Below are 18,740 nucleotides of genomic sequence, written 5' to 3'. Positions count from 1 at the left end.
ATGAAACAGTGGAAAGAAAAAATCATCCGTTATGCCGTTCGTAACCGTAAATCTCCAGAAGAAAACCGCCGAAGAGTAGGGAAAAGCCTGAGTTTATTGGCTGTCATACTCTTCGCTGTCTTTTTGGTCAACTTTGCGGTCATTATCGGAACGGGTAAAAAATTTGGTAAGGACTTGGTTCAAGAAGCAAACAAGGTCCATCAAACAACCAAGACGATTCCTGCAAAACGGGGAACCATCTACGATCGCAATGGAACGCCTATTGCAGAAGATGCGACATCTTATAATATCTATGCCGTTATTGACAAGACCTACAAGTCAGCAACAGGCAAAATTCTCTATGTAGAGGACTCTCAATTTAATAAGGTAGCTGAAATTTTCCATAAGTATCTGGATATGGAGGAGTCTTATGTCAAAGAACAGCTTTCTCAGCCAGATTTAAAACAGGTATCTTTTGGTACCAAGGGAAATGGGATTACCTATGCCAATATGATGGCTATTAAAAATGACCTAAAAACTGCTGGCGTTGAGGGAGTTGACTTTACAACTAGCCCTAACCGTAGTTATCCCAATGGACAGTTTGCTTCATCCTTTATCGGTTTAGCGCAACTCCATGAAAATGAGGATGGCACCAAACGTTTGATTGGGACATCTGGATTGGAGAGTTCCTTAAATAGCATTCTAGCGGGTACAGATGGGATCATCACCTATGAGAAGGATCGTCTAGGAAATATTGTTCCAGGTACAGATCAAGCTTCTCAACAAACGGTAGATGGAAAGGATGTGTACACAACCCTTTCTAGTCCCTTACAATCCTTTATGGAAACCCAGATGGATGCCTTTCAGGAAAAGGTAAAGGGTAAGTATATGACGGCTACCTTGGTCAGCGCTAAAACAGGAGAAATCCTGGCTACGACGCAACGGCCTACCTTCAATGCCGATACCAAGGATGGCATCACAAAAGACTTTGTCTGGCGTGATATCCTCTATCAAAGTAACTATGAGCCAGGATCGACCATGAAAGTGATGATGTTGGCCTCAGCCATTGATAACAATACCTTCCCTGGTGGGGAATACTTTAACAGTAGTGAATTGAAAATAGCTGATGCGACCATCCGAGACTGGGACGTCAATGAAGGATTGACCAGTGGTGGCACCATGACCTTCTCTCAAGGATTTGCCCACTCAAGTAATATCGGGATGACCTTGCTTGAGCAAAAGATGGGGGATGCAACCTGGCTGGACTACCTTAACCGCTTTAAATTTGGGGTGCCAACTCGTTTTGGTCTGGCAGATGAGTACACAGGTCAATTGCCTGCTGATAACATTGTCAATATCGCCATGAGTTCATTTGGGCAAGGGATTTCTGTTACCCAGACCCAGATGCTTCGTGCCTTTACAGCCATTGCCAACGATGGGGTTATGTTGGAGCCGAAATTTATCAGTGCCCTCTATGATCCAAATGACCAGTCTGTCCGTAAGTCTCAAAAGGAAATTGTCGGAAATCCTGTGTCAAAAGCAGCAGCTTCCTCTACTCGGGAGCACATGGTCATGGTCGGAACAGATCCTGTCTACGGTACCATGTACAACCACAGTACAGGAAAGCCAAATGTCAATGTTCCGGGACAGAATGTTGCCCTAAAATCAGGAACTGCTCAGATTGCTGATGAGAAGAATGGTGGCTACCTAACAGGTGAAACCAACTATATCTTCTCTGTTGTGTCGATGCATCCTGCAGAAAATCCTGACTTTATCCTCTATGTGACGGTGCAACAGCCAGAGCATTATTCGGGTATTCAACTTGGAGAGTTTGCCAATCCAATCCTTGAGCGAGCTTCTGCTATGAAAGAATCCCTCAATCTTCAGTCAACTGCCAAGAGCTTGGATCAGGTCAGCAAGACGACAAGCTATGCGATGCCAGCTACCAAGGACTTTACTCCGGGTGACTTAGCAGAGGAATTGCGTCGCAACCTTGTCCAACCAATCGTTATCGGAACAGGAACCAAGATCAAGGATCTCTCGGTTTCTGAAGGAGATAATTTGGAAGCCAATCAGCAGATCCTGATCCTATCTGATAAGGTCGAAGAAATGCCTGATATGTACGGCTGGACAGATGAAAATGTGCAAACATTCGCCAAATGGCTGAATATAGAAGTCGAGTGGGAAGGTAGTGGCAAAACGGTCAAAAAACAAAGTGTCCGTGCTAATATGGCCCTCAAAGACATTAAAAAAATGAAAATAACTTTAGGAGATTAAGATGATTAGTTCCATTAGTGCTGGAGTCCTAGCCTTTCTATTGACCTTGATAGGTATTCCAGCCTTTATCCGATTTTATCGAAAAGCACAGATTACGGGTCAGCAGATGCATGAGGATGTCAAACAACACCAAGCTAAAGCTGGGACTCCAACCATGGGAGGTCTTGTCTTCCTAATCGTTGCAGTAGTGATGAGCTTTTTGGTTGCTCTCTTTACCCAACAATTGACCAACAATGTAGGCATGATTTTGTTTATTTTGGTTTTATATGGTTTGGTAGGCTTTTTGGATGATTTTCTCAAGGTCTTTCGTAAAATTAACGAAGGCTTGAATCCTAAGCAAAAACTTGCTCTCCAGCTCCTTGGAGGAGTGATTTTCTACCTCTTTTATGAGCGTGGTGGCGACATGCTTTCAGTTTTTGGCTACCAAGTACATCTGGGTATTTTCTATATTTTCTTTGCCCTTTTCTGGCTAGTTGGCTTTTCAAATGCGGTGAATCTGACTGACGGGATTGACGGCTTAGCAAGTATTTCAGTGGTGATTAGCTTATCGGCCTACGGTGTGATTGCTTATATGCAAAATCAACTGGATATTCTTCTTGTGATTCTCGCCATGATTGGTGGTTTGCTAGGTTTCTTCGTCTTTAACCACAAGCCTGCCAAGGTTTTCATGGGGGACGTTGGAAGTTTGGCTCTAGGTGGGATGCTGGCAGCAATCTCTATGGCCCTCCACCAAGAATGGACGCTTTTGCTGATTGGGATTATCTATGTCTTTGAGACAAGCTCTGTTATGATGCAGGTTACCTACTTCAAACTTAGTGGTGGAAAGCGTATTTTCCGTATGACACCTGTGCATCATCATTTCGAGCTTGGAGGATTCTCAGGCAAGGGCAATCCTTGGAGCGAGTGGAAGGTTGACTTCTTCTTTTGGGGAGTTGGGCTTCTAGCAAGTCTCTTGACCTTAGTCTTTTTATACCTACTGTAAAAATAAAACAGGGTGAAGTTGATCTTCATCCTGTTTTTGTGTGCTTAAAGGTTAGTTGGAGTCATCCTTTCTTCCTTTTAACATAAAAGTGGCTGTAAGGGCTAGGCTGAGGCCTGCTAAGAAGAGGAGTGGGTTGGACGATTCTCCCGTTGCTGGAAGTTGTTCTTTAGGAGAATGATTTTCAGCTTTAGCAAGATTCGGACTAGCTGAAAGTTGTTCAGCCTCGTGTGCCAAGGCTTCTTCATCTGAAGTACTTGGTTTTTCCTCAGTGTTAGAGCTTGTTCCAGTTGCTTGATAGACGATAGCATAGGTACTGAAATGATTAGTGATGAATTCTGCCTTTCCTTCTCGAACGTCGAAATCAAGGGCTTGCAACTCCTTGTTCGGAGTAATATAGTAGATCTTTTCTACGTTAGCTGAAATAGGCAAGCGAACCAAGACAGAGCCTTTTGGCTGCAAGCTATGATCTGTTGGATTTTTAAGTTGTAGGTCGTAAGCATCATAGGTCTTGCCAAAGAGTTCTTGAGCTAGGACACGTCGGCTAGAGATGTGAGAAATTCCTTCTAAGTCGCTGGCTCCACCGATGATCTCTACTCCAGTCTCCTTATCTTTTAAGACTCGAACTGGATAGTCAGGAAGGGTAAGGGTTGGAGCGGCCTGATCTCCACTAGTTCCGATAGGTTTGGTGTATTCAGGTTTTTCAACAGTAGGAGCTTCCTCTTGACCTGCTGTTCCGATAGGTTTGGTATATTCTGGAATTTCAACAGTAGGTGGCTCTTCTTGCCCTGCAGTTCCGATAGGATCAGTGTATTCAGGAATTGTCACTGTAGGCGGTTCCTCTTGTCCTGCAGTCCCGATAGGATCAGTGTACTCAGTTTTTTCAACAGTAGGAGCTGGTTCCTCTCCCTTGCTTGTAGTTGGTTGCTTCTCATCGACTTTCTTTTCATCCTTTTTAGTAAAGACGGCTACGATAGGGCTGCTTGTGGTATTTCCTTGAATGCTATAAGCTTCAATGGCATTTCCAGCTTTGCGATTGGTTTCGTCAGGGATTGGGATTTGAACTTGATTGTCTTGGATTGATAGGATAGTCTGATCTCCACTTGTAACCAGATGCGTTTCGTCCACTTTGCGCAAGACTAGAGGATCTTTGACTCCTGGGAAGGTTACTGCGATGGCTTCCCAATCTCCAGCTGGTAGGCTTAAGGAAATGGTTTTGTCATTTTCCTTAAGAGGCGCAATGCTCGGGCTATCTAGACCAACAGCAGGGGCTTTGATGATATCAAAGGAGTCTAGAGAGATTTTCTTGCGACCTTCTGGCGAATCTGGGTCAACTTGTAATGTCAGGGTGTGCGGACCGTCAGTAAGGTTTGTAAATTCTCCAATAAAAGCTCTCTTTTCGGTTGCACCTGAAGTGTAGAAGTCTAGACTTGGCATTTCTTTGCCATCTAATGTAACACGTGCTCGTCCAAGCGCAAGGCTCTTCAAACCATAGATACGAATGCCCGTTCCTCTAAAGGAAATAGTTGCCTGAGCTTCTGAAGCTGCACTAGAGTCGCTGTTGTTAATATCAGCGTATTTTTCCGTACCTCCGTAGAGTTCAGGGTCAGACCAGTCCTTAAACTGGGAACCATACTGGATACGCGAATCACGATCATCCATTTTTTCAATCGTATTGCCTGTTCCTGCTAGGATCTTGAAGTAGTCTAATGAAATTTTCGAGCGCTCACTACCACGTCCTTTGTGCTCACGTTTAACACTCAGAGTCAATGTGTGAGGACCGTCAGACAATCCAGTGAAGCGACCGATGAGACTGCCTTTTTCAGTTGCCCCAGCAGTATGGAAGTCAAGCTCGCCGACTTCTTTGCCATCAATTTTAGCAGTGGCAAGACCTAGTTCAGATGATTTCAGTCCATAGATTTCGATACCAACGCCAGTGAAAGGAATGGTAGCAGTGATGTCTTCGTCTGTGTAGTCTCCTTTTGAAAGGTCAGCAAATTTCTCTGTTCCTCCAAATAATTCTGAGTCTGCCCAGTTTCCGAAGGCAGCTCCGTACTGGATGCGGTTATCTCGGTCGTCCATCAACTCGCTATAGGTTTCGACAGTGGCCTGTTCAGACACTTGTGTGGCAAGCTCGCCCAGCATAGCCTTGACAGTATAGGTGTAGGCATGTTGAGGATTTAGTGATCGGTCAATAAAATGGGTTTGATTGGTTACAAATTCTCTGGTCGCAGAGGTTTGGCCAGACGCGTCTTTGACTTGTCTTTGGATGACATAGTGGGTAGCGCCTTCTACTTGGTTAAAGGTGAGTTCAGCAGTGACTCCATTTTGTCGAACTGCTGTCAGACTGGTTACACGACCAGGGAAATGTTCAAAGGTAATGACGTCACCTTTTTGTGTTGCAAGCTGGATACGATTATCTTTAAGGATCGTTGCCGTGACTGGTTTGCCATTGACCTTGATTTGGCTGGCTTCGATATTTGGATAATCTACAACCAAGTCTCCACCGACATTTGAAAGGAAGGACAAGCTTTGCAGATTTTTATCTTTCCACTTCATGCTGACTTCAAAGTTTCCTCGAGCAACCAAGCCAGAAACCTGACCGTCCTTCCAGGCATCTGGAAGGGCTGGCAATGGTGCAATATAGCCAGTGTGTGATTGAAGGAGCATTTCTGCCATCCCACTGGTTGCTCCGAAGTTGCCATCGATTTGGAAAGGCGCGTGCGTATCCCAAAGATTTTCTAGGGTTGAATACTTGAGTTGTTCAGCGAGCAAGCGATGGGCGCGGTTACCGTCCAGCAAACGAGCCCAAAGGTTGATTTTATTGGCCTTAGACCAACCTGTACCACCATCTCCACGGTGGTTCAAGGTAGCACGCGCAGCTTCTAGGTATTCAGCCTGGTCCTTGCTAAAGAGTGTACCTGGGAAGAGACCAACTAGATGGGAAACGTGACGGTGGTGATTTTCAATCCCTTCATTGGTGAATTGCGGACTGTCCTCTTCGTACCATTCCTTGATGCGTCCTTCATTGTTGATGTGAAGTGGTTTGAGTTTGTCAAATTTAGCCTTGACCTCTGTAACTAAGTCTTGGTCGACATTCAGATGGTTAGCGACTTCCATGTAGTCGTGGAATAGCTGCCAGACTAGCGATTGGTCAAAGGTATTTCCGATGGTGATGGTTCCGTGTTCAGGTGAGTAGGATGGAGAAGATACCCAACGGTCGCTGGCTTGATCATAGTGCAAGAAGGAGTTCCAGAACTTGGCAGTTTCCTTGAGCATAGGATAAATCTTTTCTTTGAGATAAGTCTCGTCCTTGGTGAATTTATAGTAGTCATAGACGTTCTGCATCATCCAAGCATTAGCAGCTGGAGACCACCCCCAATAGTAATTCCAACCAGGAGTAGTCCAGCCAAATGGAGTTGCCTGAGTGTGGACCAGCCAACCATTTTCTTGTCCGTCTTTGGATTCGATACCTGCGTATTCCTTGGCAGCGATACGACCATAATAGCGCATGTCGTCAATATAATTGATCATTGGCTTGGCTGTTTCAGCAAGGTTGCTCATGTATGCTGGCCAATAGTTCATTTGCAAATTGACATTGAGGTGGTAGTCAGCATTCCAAGGTGGATTGTCTACAGCATTCCAGACTCCTTGTAGATTGGCAGGAAGGGCATCTGTCCGATCACGAGACGAGCTAATCAATAAATAACGTCCGTATTGGAAGAAGAGTTCTTCCAATTTTTGCCCTTTTTCTGGGTTATAGCTTTGAAGGGCCTCTTTTGTCGTTTGAGCAGTCTTGCTTCCACCTAGGTTTAGTTTAACGCGATTAAAGAGACTTTGATAATCCTTGATATGGTCCTTTTTAAGTGTCTCGTAGTCTTTGACCTTAGCGGCTTCTACAATGCCTTTAACCGTTTTTTCGAGGTCAATGTCCTTTCGATAATTGGTTTTTGGATTTTGAGCAAAGTTAGTTTTGGCGCTGAGATAGAGGGTCGCATAGCTTGCACCTGTAACGGTTAGAGTCTCATTCTGAACAGTGACTTTTCCGTCCGTTTTAATTCCTAGATAGGATGCAAATTTGAGGCCGTTATCTTTGACAGTCCCTTTTAGAAGGATTCCATTTTCATCTGTAGTGACATGACCGTTCTTATAGTTGGAATATTCCCAAGAGTAGTTGCCGTTAGCAAGCAAGTCTTCTGTCAAGCTGTTCCAAAGGGTAAAGTCAAGCGTCTTATTTCCTTTTTTAGTCAAGTGGGTCACGGTGACATCATCAGGATAGCTGGAGAAGGTTTCGCGTTTGAAGGTAGTCCCATCTTGGGTATAAGAAGTGGTCGTAGTGGCTTCTGTGATGTCCAAACCGCGGTGATAGTCTGTTACAGTATCAAGCCCTTTCTTCTGGTTATTAAAGACCATGAAGATATCCCCAAAGGCTAGGTAACGTCCATACTGGGCGTTGTTTGGTCCAACTAGATTTTGTTCAGCTAGTTGTTTGGCTTTTTGGCGGTCTCCATCTTCGAGAGCTTTACGAATCTCTGCCAAGACCTTATAGCGATCCTTGTAGTTCCCTCCGTTATAATCGGTGCTATCAGGTTGGGGACCTCCTGACCAGAGGGTCTTTTCGTTATACTGGATTCTTTCTTCGCCAATCAGTCCAAAGATCTTGGCTCCCATTTCTCCATTCCCAACAGGGAGGGCTTGTTTTTCCCATCCATCGTAGGAAGGAGCTGTTGGCTGATCGTAGTTGAGTTGATAGTTTTCTTGCTTTGTCACAGGCTGATCTGCTTTTTCAGGTTCCTTATGTTCTTTAGCTTCTACAATGGCTTCTTCACTAGCTTGACTATTTATTGTCTGAGTCTCTTCGGCTAGCTTGCTTTCGGAAACTACTGGACTTTCTGCTAGAGACGGATTTGTAGTTTCAGTAATTTCAGCTGCTTTGGGTTCACTATCAGGCTTAGTGATAGCTTCGACAGAGGTTGGTTCAGTTTGCTTGACCTCCACACTGTCTGCGGCTACAGTGTGGTTGACTAGAAAAACAGCCCCCAGCAAAACAGAAGCAGTCCCAACCGTCAGTTTTCGGATGCTATAGCGACAGGATTTCTCCAAAAATCTTTTGTCCATAGAAATCTCCTTTAATTTTTGGAACCGTTTACATTTTGTAAAACAAGTCCGCTTATTTTGTTTCTATTTAAATCCTATTCTACTGATTACCTATTATTATGTCAAGAGATTTTTAGTGGAAAACATATTTGAGAATGCTTTTTCTTAAAATAGTAGAAGAAAGAGAGGAAAGGGTGGAATTATTCGTAATTTCATAGTTCAATCTGATTGTAAGACTAGCTTAGAATTGGCTTAACCCTCTCTTGAAAGCGTAAAACAAACTAGTCAGGAAAGTCACTTTATGGTATAATATAGAAGACTCAAAAAGAAACAGGAGAAAAAGAATGGATTTACTTTTAGCAATTATCTTGATTGTGTTAGCTTTTCTAGGAGGAGCTCTTGGAGGGATGTACTTGGTTCGTAAGCAAATCGAAAAAGAATTTGCGGACAACCCACGTTTGAACGCTGAGGCAGTTCGTGCTCTCTTGAGTGCAAATGGTCAAAAACCAAGCGAAGCCAAGGTACAACAAGTTTACCACCAAATCATCCGTCAACAAAAAGCAGCCCTTGCTAACAATAAAAAGAAAAAATAAATAGGAAAAGTCTGGGATGAAAGTTCCAGACTTCTCACTATGTTCAATAGTTCTCAAGGATAAGACTTTTTCCTTGCATTCTATTGATATTTGATTATGATTAAGAGAGAGGCAGTTGCCATTCTATCAAGCTGTCTGTCAGTTCGTTCAGGACAAGGAATCATGATGAACTATCAATCAGAAAAAAGACTAGAAAGAAGACTGTATGGATAATCGACCAATTGGTTTTTTGGATTCGGGTGTCGGGGGCTTGACCGTTGTACGTGAGCTCATGCGCCAGCTTCCCCATGAAGAAATCGTCTATATTGGAGATTCGGCACGGGCACCTTATGGTCCCCGTCCTGCTGAGCAAATTCGTGAATATACTTGGCAGTTGGTCAACTTTCTCTTGATCAAGGATGTCAAGATGATTGTCATTGCTTGTAATACTGCGACTGCGGTCGTCTGGGAAGAAATCAAGGCCCAACTAGATATTCCTGTCTTAGGCGTGATTTTGCCAGGAGCTTCGGCAGCTATCAAGTCCAGTCAAGGTGGGAAAATCGGAGTGATTGGAACACCCATGACGGTCCAATCAGACATCTACCGTCAAAAAATCCATGATCTGGATCCGGACTTACAGGTGGAGAGTTTGGCCTGTCCCAAGTTTGCTCCCTTGGTGGAGTCTGGTGCCCTGTCAACCAGTGTAACAAAGAAAGTGGTCTATGAAACCCTGCGCCCCTTGGTTGGAAAGGTGGATAGCCTGATTTTGGGTTGTACCCATTACCCACTCCTTCGCCCTATCATCCAAAATGTCATGGGGCCTAAGGTTCAGCTCATCGATAGTGGGGCAGAGTGTGTGCGGGATATCTCGGTTTTGCTTAACTATTTTGAAATCAATCGTAGCCGAGATGCGGGACCTCTTCAACATCGTTTTTACACAACAGCCAATAGCCAAAGTTTTGCCCAAATTGGAGCAGAATGGCTGGAAAAAGAAATTCATGTGGAGCATGTAACATTATGACAAACAAAATTTATGAATACAAGGACGACCAGGACTGGTATGTCGGTGTCTGGGATGTCTATGGAGGCATCTATAGCCTCATCAAAGATCCTCTCGAGCTTGATTTTATGGATTTGGCTCGGATTTTTCGTGACGAGGAAAAGGGCTTTCCGATTACAATAACGGTGATGCGCTGGTCTTCTAACTTCCGACTACTCTCCTTTATCGTTGAGATTTTAAATGCAGAAGCAGGCCGAAACTTGGAAGTCATCCAACGTCAGGGAGCCCTGCTCTTGGTTGAAAATGGCCAACTCTTGCATGTAGAATTGCCTAAAGAAGGTGTTGATGTAGAAGCCTTCTTTGAAACTAGTAAGGTTAGGGAAACCTTGTTGATTGCGACTCGTAACGAAGGCAAGACCAAGGAGTTCCGAGCTATCTTTGACAAGTTAGGCTACGACGTGGAAAATCTCAATGACTATCCAGATTTACCTGAAGTAGCTGAAACAGGTATGACCTTTGAAGAAAATGCCCGCCTGAAAGCAGAAACCATTTCAAAATTAACAGGCAAGATGGTTTTGGCAGATGACTCAGGTCTCAAAGTTGATGTCCTCGGTGGCTTGCCAGGTGTTTGGTCAGCGCGATTTGCAGGTGTGGGAGCTACTGACCGAGAAAACAATGCTAAACTCTTGCACGAATTGGCCATGGTCTTTGATCTCAAGGACCGTTCGGCTCAATTCCACACAACCCTAGTTGTAGCCAGTCCAAACAAGGAAAGCTTGGTTGTTGAAGCTGACTGGCCAGGTTATATCAACTTTGAACCCAAGGGTGAAAATGGTTTTGGTTATGATCCTCTTTTCCTTGTGGGAGAGACAGGTAAATCTTCAGCTGAATTAACTCTTGAAGAAAAAAATAGCCAATCTCACCGTGCCTTAGCCGTTAAGAAACTTTTGGAGGTATTTCCATCATGGCAAAGCAAACCATCATTGTAATGAGTGACTCCCATGGCGATAGCTTGATTGTGGAAGAAATCCGTGACCGCTATCTGGGTAAAGTCGATGCCATTTTTCACGATGGTGACTCAGAACTCCGTCCAGACTCTCCGCTCTGGGAGGGCATCCATGTCGTCAAAGGAAATATGGACTTTTATGCTGGCTACCCAGAACGTTTGGTAACTCAACTTGGTCCAACCAAGATCATCCAGACGCATGGACACTTGTTTGATATCAATTTCAACTTTCAAAAGTTGGACTACTGGGCTCAGGAAGAAGATGCCGATATCTGTCTCTATGGTCACTTGCATGTGCCAAATGCTTGGATGGAAGGCAAAACGCTCTTTTTAAATCCAGGCTCCATCAGCCAACCACGAGGAACCATCAGAGAATGCCTCTATGCCCGTGTGGAGATTGATGACAGCTATTTCAAAGTAGACTTTTTGACACGTGACCATGAGGTTTATCCAGGCTTGTCCAAGGAGTTTGCTCGATGATTGCCAAGGAATTTGAAGCATTTTTATTGGAGCAGGAAGAGACTTTTCTTACCCCTGCTGAGAATCTAGCAGCCTTGATTGATACCCATAATGCTGACCATGCGATTTTAGTGTTGAGCCAAATCACCTATACCCGTATCCCTGTTGTGACCTTTGACAAACGCTTTGTTGGAACCATTGGTCTGAGAGATATTTTGGCTTATCAAATGGAGCAAGGTTTGACGGATGAGCAGATGGCAACGACAGATATCGTCAATATGGCCAAGACAGATGTGGCAGTTGTCGCTCCAGATTATAACATCACAGAGGTCCTCCATAAACTGGTGGATGAACCCTTCTTGCCAGTGGTAGATGATGAAGGGATTTTCCAAGGAATCATCACGCGCAAGTCTATCCTCAAGGCTGTCAATGCCCTCTTGCATGACTTTAGTAAGGAATACGAGATTCGATGCAAATGAGAGATAGGATTTCAGCCTTTTTAGAGGGAAAGCAGGGTTTGTCTGCCAATTCCAAGCAGTCTTATAAGTATGATCTGGAGCAATTTTTAGATATTGTAGGTGAGCGGATATCTGAAACTAGTCTCAAGATTTACCAAGCACAGCTAGCCAATCTAAAAATCAGCGCCCAGAAGCGAAAACTTTCGGCCTGTAACCAATTTCTCTACTTTCTCTATCGAAAAGGAGAAGTGGACAGCTTTTACCGTCTGGAATTAGCCAAACAAGCTGAAAAGAAGACCGAAAAGCCAGAACTGTTAGACCTAGAGTCTTTTTGGCAGGAAAGTGACTATCCAGAGGGACGCTTGCTAGCGCTCTTAATCCTAGAAATGGGACTCTTGCCAAGCGAGATTTTATCCCTCAAGATTGCGGATATCAATCTTGATTTTCAGGTTTTGAGAATCAACAAGGCTTCCCAACAGAGGATTGTTACCATTCCCACGACCTTGATTCCAGAGCTAGAACCCTTGATGGGACAGACCTATCTCTTTGAAAGGGGAGGGAAAGCCTATTCTCGTCAGTGGGCCTTTCGTCAGCTGGAGTCTTTTGTCAAGGAGAAAGGTTTTCCAACCTTATCCGCTCAAGCCTTGCGGGAACAGTTCATTCTAAGACAAATAGAAAACAAGGTCGATTTGTACGAAATTGCAAAAAAACTAGGATTAAAAACAGTCCTGACCTTAGAAAAATATAGATAATGGATATTAAATTAAAAGATTTTGAAGGGCCCCTGGACCTGCTCTTGCACTTGGTTTCTAAGTACCAGATGGATATCTACGATGTGCCCATTACGGAAGTTATCGAACAGTATCTAGCCTATGTCTCAACCCTGCAGGCAATGCGTCTGGAAGTGACGGGCGAGTATATGGTCATGGCTAGTCAGCTGATGCTGATCAAGAGCCGCAAGCTCTTGCCAAAGGTAGCAGAAGTGACAGACTTGGAGGATGACCTAGAGCAGGACCTTCTCTCTCAAATCGAAGAATACCGCAAGTTCAAACTCCTGGGTGAGCACTTGGAGGCTAAGCACCAAGATCGAGCCCAGTACTATTCCAAAGCGCCAACAGAGTTGATTTACGAGGATGCGGAGCTTGTGCATGACAAGACGACCATTGACCTCTTTTTGGCTTTTTCAAATATCCTAGCCAAGAAAAAAGAGGAGTTCGCACAGAACCACACGACCATCCTGCGCGATGAGTATAAGATTGAGGACATGATGGTCATTGTAAAAGAGTCCTTGACTGGACGAGACCAGTTGCGTTTGCAGGATTTGTTCAAGGAAGCCCAGAATGTCCAAGAGGTCATTACCCTCTTTTTGGCAACCCTAGAGTTAATCAAAACCCAGGAACTGATCCTCGTTCAAGAGGAGAGTTTCGGAGATATCTATCTCATGGAAAAGAAGGAAGAAAGTCAAGAGGCACAAAGCTAGACTTGATAGAGAGGAAAGATGAGTACTTTAGCAGAAATAGAAGCGCTCTTGTTTGTAGCAGGTGAAGATGGGATTCGGGTCCGTCAGTTGGCTGAACTCCTCTCTCTACCACCGACAGGCATCCAACAGAGTTTAGAAAAATTAGCCCAGAAGTATGAAAAAGACCAAGAGTCGAGTCTGTCCCTGATCGAGACAGGTGGAGCATACAGATTGGTCACCAAGCCTCAATTTGCAGCGATTTTGAAGGAATACTCCAAGGCGCCCATCAACCAAAGTTTGTCTCGGGCTGCCCTTGAGACCTTGTCCATCATTGCCTATAAGCAGCCTATCACTCGGATAGAAATTGATGCTATCCGTGGGGTCAACTCGAGTGGAGCCTTGGCAAAGTTGCAGGCTTTTGACTTGATTAAGGAAGATGGGAAAAAAGAAGTTCTTGGGCGCCCCAATCTCTATGTGACTACGGATTATTTCCTAGATTACATGGGGATTAACCATTTAGAAGAATTACCAGTGATTGATGAGCTTGAGATTCAAGCCCAAGAAAGCCAATTATTTGGTGAAAGGATAGAAGAAGATGAGAATCAATAAGTATATTGCCCACGCAGGTGTGGCCAGTAGGAGAAAAGCAGAAGAGTTGATCAAGCAAGGCTTGGTAACCGTCAACGGACAGGTAGTACGTGAACTCGCAACCACCATCAAGTCTGGTGACAAGGTCGAAGTTGAAGGTCAGCCTATCTACAACGAAGAAAAGGTATACTATCTGCTTAATAAACCACGTGGAGTGATTTCCAGTGTGACAGACGACAAGGGACGCAAGACTGTTGTGGACCTCTTGCCCAATGTCAAAGAGCGCATCTACCCAGTTGGACGTTTGGACTGGGATACATCAGGTGTCTTGATTTTGACCAATGATGGTGATTTTACAGACGAGATGATTCACCCCCGTAATGAGATTGACAAGGTCTATGTCGCGCGTGTTAAAGGTGTGGCTAATAAGGACAATCTCCGTCCCTTGACTCGTGGTCTTGAGATTGATGGCAAGAAAACCAAGCCGGCTGTTTATGAAATTCTCAAAGTGGATCCAGTCAAAAACCGCTCAGTGGTACAGTTGACCATCCATGAAGGGCGTAATCATCAGGTTAAAAAGATGTTTGAAGCTGTCGGTCTCCAAGTGGATAAGTTGTCACGGACACGTTTTGGACACCTAGACTTGACAGGTCTTCGTCCGGGAGAATCCCGTCGCCTCAATAAAAAAGAAATCAGCCAACTACACACTATGGCTGTAACCAAGAAATAATGAAACGAATCTTAATAGCGCCAGTACGCTTTTACCAACGTTTTATCTCACCAGCCTTTCCGCCCTCTTGTCGCTTTGAGCCGACTTGTTCCAACTACATGATTCAGGCTATTGAAAAACATGGCTTCAAGGGTGTTTTGATGGGCTTGGCTCGGATTTTACGTTGTCATCCATGGTCGAAAACAGGCAAGGACCTTGTCCCAGACCACTTTTCTCTCAAACGAAATCAAGAAGAAAAATAACCCAACATCATTTGATGTTGGGTTTTCTTGCTTATTTCAAAGCTTTTTGAGCGTCTTCGATCATGAGTTTAGTTGATTCAAGTCCGCCTCCGCTTAGGTACCAGAGGTCTGGTGTTAGTTGGATGATTTTACCATTTTTAGCGGCAGGAGTTTCAGCGATAAGGGCATTTTCTAGGACGCCATCGTTGCTAGAGTTATCTCCACCGATGGCAAGGGTACGGTTGATGACAAAGAGAATGTCAGGATTGATTTCTTTGATACTTTCAAAGCTGACTTCCTGTCCGTGGCGTGAGTCCTCAAATTTAGTATCAGTTGGCTTGAATTTCAAGGTTTGATACAAGAAAGAGAAACGAGATTGGGCACCAAAGGCTGCCATTTTTCCTTCGTTAAGGAGGATGGCAAGGGCTTTTTTGTCAGAACTTTCATTTTTAGTAGCAACTTCTTGGATGCTCTTGTCTAGGTTGGCCAATTCTTCCTTGGCTTTCTGTGTACCTGTTTCGCCGAAGGCGCTTGCTAGGGATTCGATGTTGGTCTTGGTAGAAGTCCAGTAGTCGTCCTTACTTGCTTGGAAGAGAACGGTTGGCGCGATTTCTTTGAACTTGTCTACGAATTTTTGGGTACGTGGAGAAGCGATAATCAAATCCGGCTCAAGAGCAGCAATGGCTTCTAGGTCTGGCTCAACCATGGAACCTACATTGTTGACATTTCCTGCAAGATCTTTTAGGTAGGTCGGAGCAGTTTTTGTAGGCATTCCGACGATATTCTTTTCAAAACCTAAAGCGCGAATAGTATCCGCAGCACCGAGGTCAAAGGTCACAATCTTTTCAGGAACCTTTGAAAGTTTGACCTCATCTAGTGAACTTTTAATGGTTACCTCTGTTGGAGCAGAGCTACTTGTCTCTGTCTGGCTAGTGCTTGAGTTTGTATTTGTACTACATGCACCAAGTAGGAGCAAGAAGCTAGCCGCTAGGGCAGTGAGATAAAGTTTAAGGGATGTTTTCATGATTTCTCCTTTTTAAAATGTGATAACGATCTAGGGAGTCTCTGGGACTTATTGACCAAGAGACAGAGGTTTCTCTAACATGATTTCTGCTTGTCTAGCTATAGATACAGATCTTTTTGCCATTGATATCAGCCAGCGTGATGGGAATCTCATAAAGTTGGCTGAGCAGGTCAGCCTGCATGATTTGAGCAGTCGTTCCTTTACAAAAGACTTGACCGTCCTTGAAGGCAACAATTTCATCCGCATACTGGCTGGCCATGTTGATATCGTGGAGAACGATGATAATGGTCTTCCCTAGTTCCTCCACCAGTCGCCGAAGAATCTGCATCATGCTGACGCTTTGCTTGATATCGAGGTTGTTGAGCGGTTCGTCCAGCAAGATAAAGTCTGTATCCTGGGCTAGTACCATAGCGATAAAGACACGTTGAAGCTGTCCGCCAGACAGACTATCGATGTAGCGATCTTTTAAGTTTGTCAGTTCCAGATAGTCCAGGGTTTCTCGGATTTTTTCCCAGTCTTCTGCCTTCAGTCGACTACGGCTGTAGGGAAAACGTCCAAAACTGACCAGTTCTTCTACAGTCAATTTGGCTTGGTAATTGATTTTCTGCTTTAGGATGGTCAGTTCTTTGGCTAGTTCTTGCGAATTCCAACTCTCGATTTCACGACCTTTGATACTGAGGATTCCTTGATCCTTCTTGGTCAGTCTGCTCATGATGGAGAGGAGAGTTGATTTCCCAGCACCATTTGGACCAATGAAGGCTGTCAGTTTCTGAGGACTGACTTCAAGCGAAATGTCTTGCAAAATATCCTGTTTTTGAATGGATTTGTCAATGTTTTCCAGTTTCACCGACGGGCCCTCCTGTAAAGTAAGATAAAGAATAAGAGACCACCCACACTCTCGATGATCATGCTGATGCGAATTTCCAGCGCAAAGACTCGTTCGATGAGGGCTTGCCCCAAGGTCAAACTAATAAATCCAATCAGAATGGCTACGATAAAGAGCAACTTGTGCCGATAATCTTTGACGATTAGGTAGGTAAGATTGGCCAGCATAAAGCCGAAGAAGGCCATAGGCCCTACCAAGGCAGTGGCTGTTGAGGTCAAAAGCACGATACCCCAGAGGAGTTCTCTCTGTTCTTTTTCAACATCGAGTCCCAGTATCTGAGCCGTTTCTCTTTGCAGGTGCAAGACATCCAGAACGACTGCTTTTCGAAAGAAAAAGATTGTCAAGGCAAGGATGATCAGAGAACTGATGGCTAGGATGGAAGTGTTGAGATGCTGAAAGGAGGCAAAGAGATTGTTCTGCAGTTTATCGTATTCATTTGGATCCATCAGAACTTGTAGGAAGGTACTGATATTTCGAAAGAGACTTCCGAGTGCTAGACAGATTAGCAGAATGAAGACCAGATCTTGCTTCATCAGCGTCTTCAAGTAGCCTTGTAAGGCGAGAAAGAAGAGGGATTGAAGCAGAAGCAAGATTAGAAATTCTAAGACAGGCGACTTCCCAAGCTGTAGAAATTTGCTTTCAAATATCAGTAGCAGGGTCTGTAGCAGGACATAGAAGGATTCGATTCCCAAAATACTTGGCGTCAGAAAGCGATTTTCCGTCAGGGTTTGAAAACTAATGGTCGAAATCCCTGTCGCGATGGCTACCAAGAGATAAACGATGATTTTTTGGGAACGCAGCTTCCAGGCAAAGGCAGACAGGTTAGTGATGGGCCAAAAGTAGAGAAGACAAGCTCCGATGGCCAGAATAATGAGGAGGCAAAAGAGCTTGGTATGTTTGCTTTTAAACTGCATCTTTTTGTCCCCCTCTCCATAGAAGTAGGATAAAGACGAGGCTACCGATGATTCCTAGCAAGAGGCTGACAGACAGCTCATAGGGCCGAATCAAGACTCGAGAGAGGATGTCGCAGGCCAGAACCAGATTGGCACCGACCAGAGCGACGATGAGTTTGGTTTGACTCAGATTATCTCCATAGCGCTTGCGGACAAGATTGGGAACGATGACCCCGAGAAATGGCAAGGCACCCACGGTAATCATAGTGACGCTTGTCGTTAGTGCCACCAGAAAGAGGGCCAGTTTTTCAAGTAGGGAGTAGGAAATTCCCAAACTTTCGCTAGCTTCTTTTCCTAGATTCATGATGGTAAAGGTTTGGGACAATTTCCAAACGGCAATCAAGATAATGAGGCCTAAGAAGAGCCACTCATACTGATGGGTCTGAATCATGGAGAAGGAGCCCTGGGTCCAAGCCGTCATACTCTGAACCAGATTGAAACGATAGGCTATAACTTCTGTGACAGAACCGATAATCCCGCTATAAATGATCCCAATCAGAGGCAACATCCACCTTTCCTTTATAGAAAAAATAGTCATAAAGGCCAGGAAGAAGAGGGTAAATAAAATGGATGATCCAAAAGCAAAGAGCATCTTTTGGGTCAGACTCGCAGACGGAAAGACAAAGAGGCTTAACACCATTCCCAGTTTAGCGGCTTCTGTCGTTCCGACTGTGCTTGGAGCAGCAAACTGATTTTGAGTGATGGTCTGCATGAGGAGTCCTGCCATGCTCATACTTGATGCTGCAAGGAGAATACTGATGGTTCTTGGAAGACGCGACTCTTGAAAGAGAAGCCAGGTCTGTTGGTCAAAAGCAAAGAATTTTTCCCAAGAAAAATCACTGGTTCCAATGGTAATGGAGAGAAAGACTAGGAGTAGAAGTAAGCCTGTTAAAATATGAGAGAGTTTCATACCCCGTCCTTTCGTGTGGATTTGGTATCGAAAGATACCTGCGGATATAAATGTAACACGATTTTTTAATCTGTCAATAAATTTTCTGACAATTTAATGTAAAAAGAAAGAAAAATTCCTGAAATAAGTGCTAGTTCCCTCT

At 44.3% G+C, this 18,740-nt stretch carries 17 protein-coding genes; 12 read left to right on the top strand and 5 right to left on the bottom strand.

The window, feature by feature from the left end; genetic code table 11:
* Together pbp2X and mraY are read left to right on the top strand one after the other, a co-directional pair.
* Window positions 1-2,256 (top strand): penicillin-binding protein PBP2X, encoded by a 2,256-nt coding sequence (gene pbp2X, locus I6G42_RS00330; protein WP_038804550.1) that lies wholly within the window; start codon window positions 1-3, stop codon window positions 2,254-2,256.
* 1 nt (window position 2,257) lies between these two features.
* The gene (mraY, locus tag I6G42_RS00325; protein WP_038804549.1) at window positions 2,258-3,238 is read left to right on the top strand and encodes a phospho-N-acetylmuramoyl-pentapeptide-transferase; all 981 of its coding nucleotides are present in this window, start codon (window positions 2,258-2,260) and stop codon (window positions 3,236-3,238) included.
* Between the two features lie 51 nt (window positions 3,239-3,289).
* Here the strand turns inward: mraY and I6G42_RS00320 are convergent, their stop codons facing one another.
* Window positions 3,290-8,353: an SIALI-17 repeat-containing surface protein gene (locus I6G42_RS00320; protein ID WP_080641279.1), complete on the bottom strand. Its 5,064-nt coding sequence runs from the start codon at window positions 8,351-8,353 to the stop codon at window positions 3,290-3,292.
* A gap of 323 nt (window positions 8,354-8,676) precedes the next feature.
* Between I6G42_RS00320 and I6G42_RS00315 the strand changes: the two genes are divergently transcribed.
* The 10 genes from I6G42_RS00315 (at window position 8,677) to yidD (ending at window position 14,846) form a co-directional block, all read left to right on the top strand.
* Entirely contained in the window at window positions 8,677-8,925 is a 249-nt protein-coding gene (locus I6G42_RS00315; RefSeq protein WP_000364981.1) for a YneF family protein, read from the top strand.
* A 205-nt stretch (window positions 8,926-9,130) separates the two neighbouring features.
* Complete coding sequence (gene racE, locus I6G42_RS00310) at window positions 9,131-9,925, top strand: glutamate racemase (protein WP_038804548.1); 795 nt, start codon at window positions 9,131-9,133, stop codon at window positions 9,923-9,925.
* Entirely contained in the window at window positions 9,883-10,893 is a 1,011-nt protein-coding gene (locus tag I6G42_RS00305) for a nucleoside-triphosphate diphosphatase (protein ID WP_413813332.1), read from the top strand. Before racE ends, I6G42_RS00305 begins: the two co-directional genes overlap by 43 nt.
* On the top strand, window positions 10,869-11,390 hold the full coding sequence (locus tag I6G42_RS00300) for a metallophosphoesterase (RefSeq protein WP_001118939.1): 522 nt from the start codon (window positions 10,869-10,871) through the stop codon (window positions 11,388-11,390). The genes I6G42_RS00305 and I6G42_RS00300 overlap by 25 nt, the downstream gene beginning before the upstream one ends.
* Window positions 11,387-11,848, top strand: a complete 462-nt coding sequence (cbpB, locus tag I6G42_RS00295) for a cyclic-di-AMP-binding protein CbpB (RefSeq protein WP_038804546.1) — start codon at window positions 11,387-11,389, stop codon at window positions 11,846-11,848. Before I6G42_RS00300 ends, cbpB begins: the two co-directional genes overlap by 4 nt.
* A complete protein-coding gene (gene xerD, locus I6G42_RS00290) occupies window positions 11,845-12,579 on the top strand; it encodes a site-specific tyrosine recombinase XerD (protein ID WP_320406870.1) in 735 nt (244 codons plus the stop codon). The genes cbpB and xerD overlap by 4 nt, the downstream gene beginning before the upstream one ends.
* Window positions 12,579-13,307 carry a segregation/condensation protein A gene (locus I6G42_RS00285; RefSeq protein WP_000351888.1) on the top strand — a complete coding sequence of 243 codons (729 nt, stop codon included), beginning with the start codon at window positions 12,579-12,581 and terminating at the stop codon, window positions 13,305-13,307. The genes xerD and I6G42_RS00285 overlap by 1 nt, the downstream gene beginning before the upstream one ends.
* An 18-nt stretch (window positions 13,308-13,325) precedes the next feature.
* A complete protein-coding gene (gene scpB, locus I6G42_RS00280; RefSeq protein ID WP_000105287.1) occupies window positions 13,326-13,895 on the top strand; it encodes an SMC-Scp complex subunit ScpB in 570 nt (189 codons plus the stop codon).
* The gene (locus tag I6G42_RS00275) at window positions 13,882-14,604 is read left to right on the top strand and encodes a pseudouridine synthase (protein ID WP_001222228.1); all 723 of its coding nucleotides are present in this window, start codon (window positions 13,882-13,884) and stop codon (window positions 14,602-14,604) included. The genes scpB and I6G42_RS00275 overlap by 14 nt, the downstream gene beginning before the upstream one ends.
* Window positions 14,604-14,846 carry a membrane protein insertion efficiency factor YidD gene (yidD, locus tag I6G42_RS00270; RefSeq protein ID WP_038804544.1) on the top strand — a complete coding sequence of 81 codons (243 nt, stop codon included), beginning with the start codon at window positions 14,604-14,606 and terminating at the stop codon, window positions 14,844-14,846. The genes I6G42_RS00275 and yidD overlap by 1 nt, the downstream gene beginning before the upstream one ends.
* A gap of 31 nt (window positions 14,847-14,877) precedes the next feature.
* Here the strand turns inward: yidD and I6G42_RS00265 are convergent, their stop codons facing one another.
* The 4 genes from I6G42_RS00265 to I6G42_RS00250 form a co-directional block, all read right to left on the bottom strand.
* Complete coding sequence (locus I6G42_RS00265; protein WP_038804543.1) at window positions 14,878-15,849, bottom strand: siderophore ABC transporter substrate-binding protein; 972 nt, start codon at window positions 15,847-15,849, stop codon at window positions 14,878-14,880.
* Window positions 15,850-15,943: 94 nt separating this feature from the next.
* Window positions 15,944-16,696, bottom strand: a complete 753-nt coding sequence (locus tag I6G42_RS00260) for an ABC transporter ATP-binding protein (RefSeq protein ID WP_038804542.1) — start codon at window positions 16,694-16,696, stop codon at window positions 15,944-15,946.
* Window positions 16,693-17,649: an iron chelate uptake ABC transporter family permease subunit gene (locus I6G42_RS00255; RefSeq protein WP_038804541.1), complete on the bottom strand. Its 957-nt coding sequence runs from the start codon at window positions 17,647-17,649 to the stop codon at window positions 16,693-16,695. Before I6G42_RS00255 ends, I6G42_RS00260 begins: the two co-directional genes overlap by 4 nt.
* The gene (locus I6G42_RS00250) at window positions 17,639-18,598 is read right to left on the bottom strand and encodes an ABC transporter permease (RefSeq protein ID WP_038804540.1); all 960 of its coding nucleotides are present in this window, start codon (window positions 18,596-18,598) and stop codon (window positions 17,639-17,641) included. The genes I6G42_RS00255 and I6G42_RS00250 overlap by 11 nt, the downstream gene beginning before the upstream one ends.
* Window positions 18,599-18,740 lie beyond the last annotated feature (142 nt).

Source organism: Streptococcus oralis (genome assembly GCF_016028255.1).
GTDB lineage: Bacteria > Bacillota > Bacilli > Lactobacillales > Streptococcaceae > Streptococcus > Streptococcus oralis_AC.
Note: the sequence above shows the minus strand (reverse complement) of the source record. Positions and strands in the feature narration are given on the sequence as shown.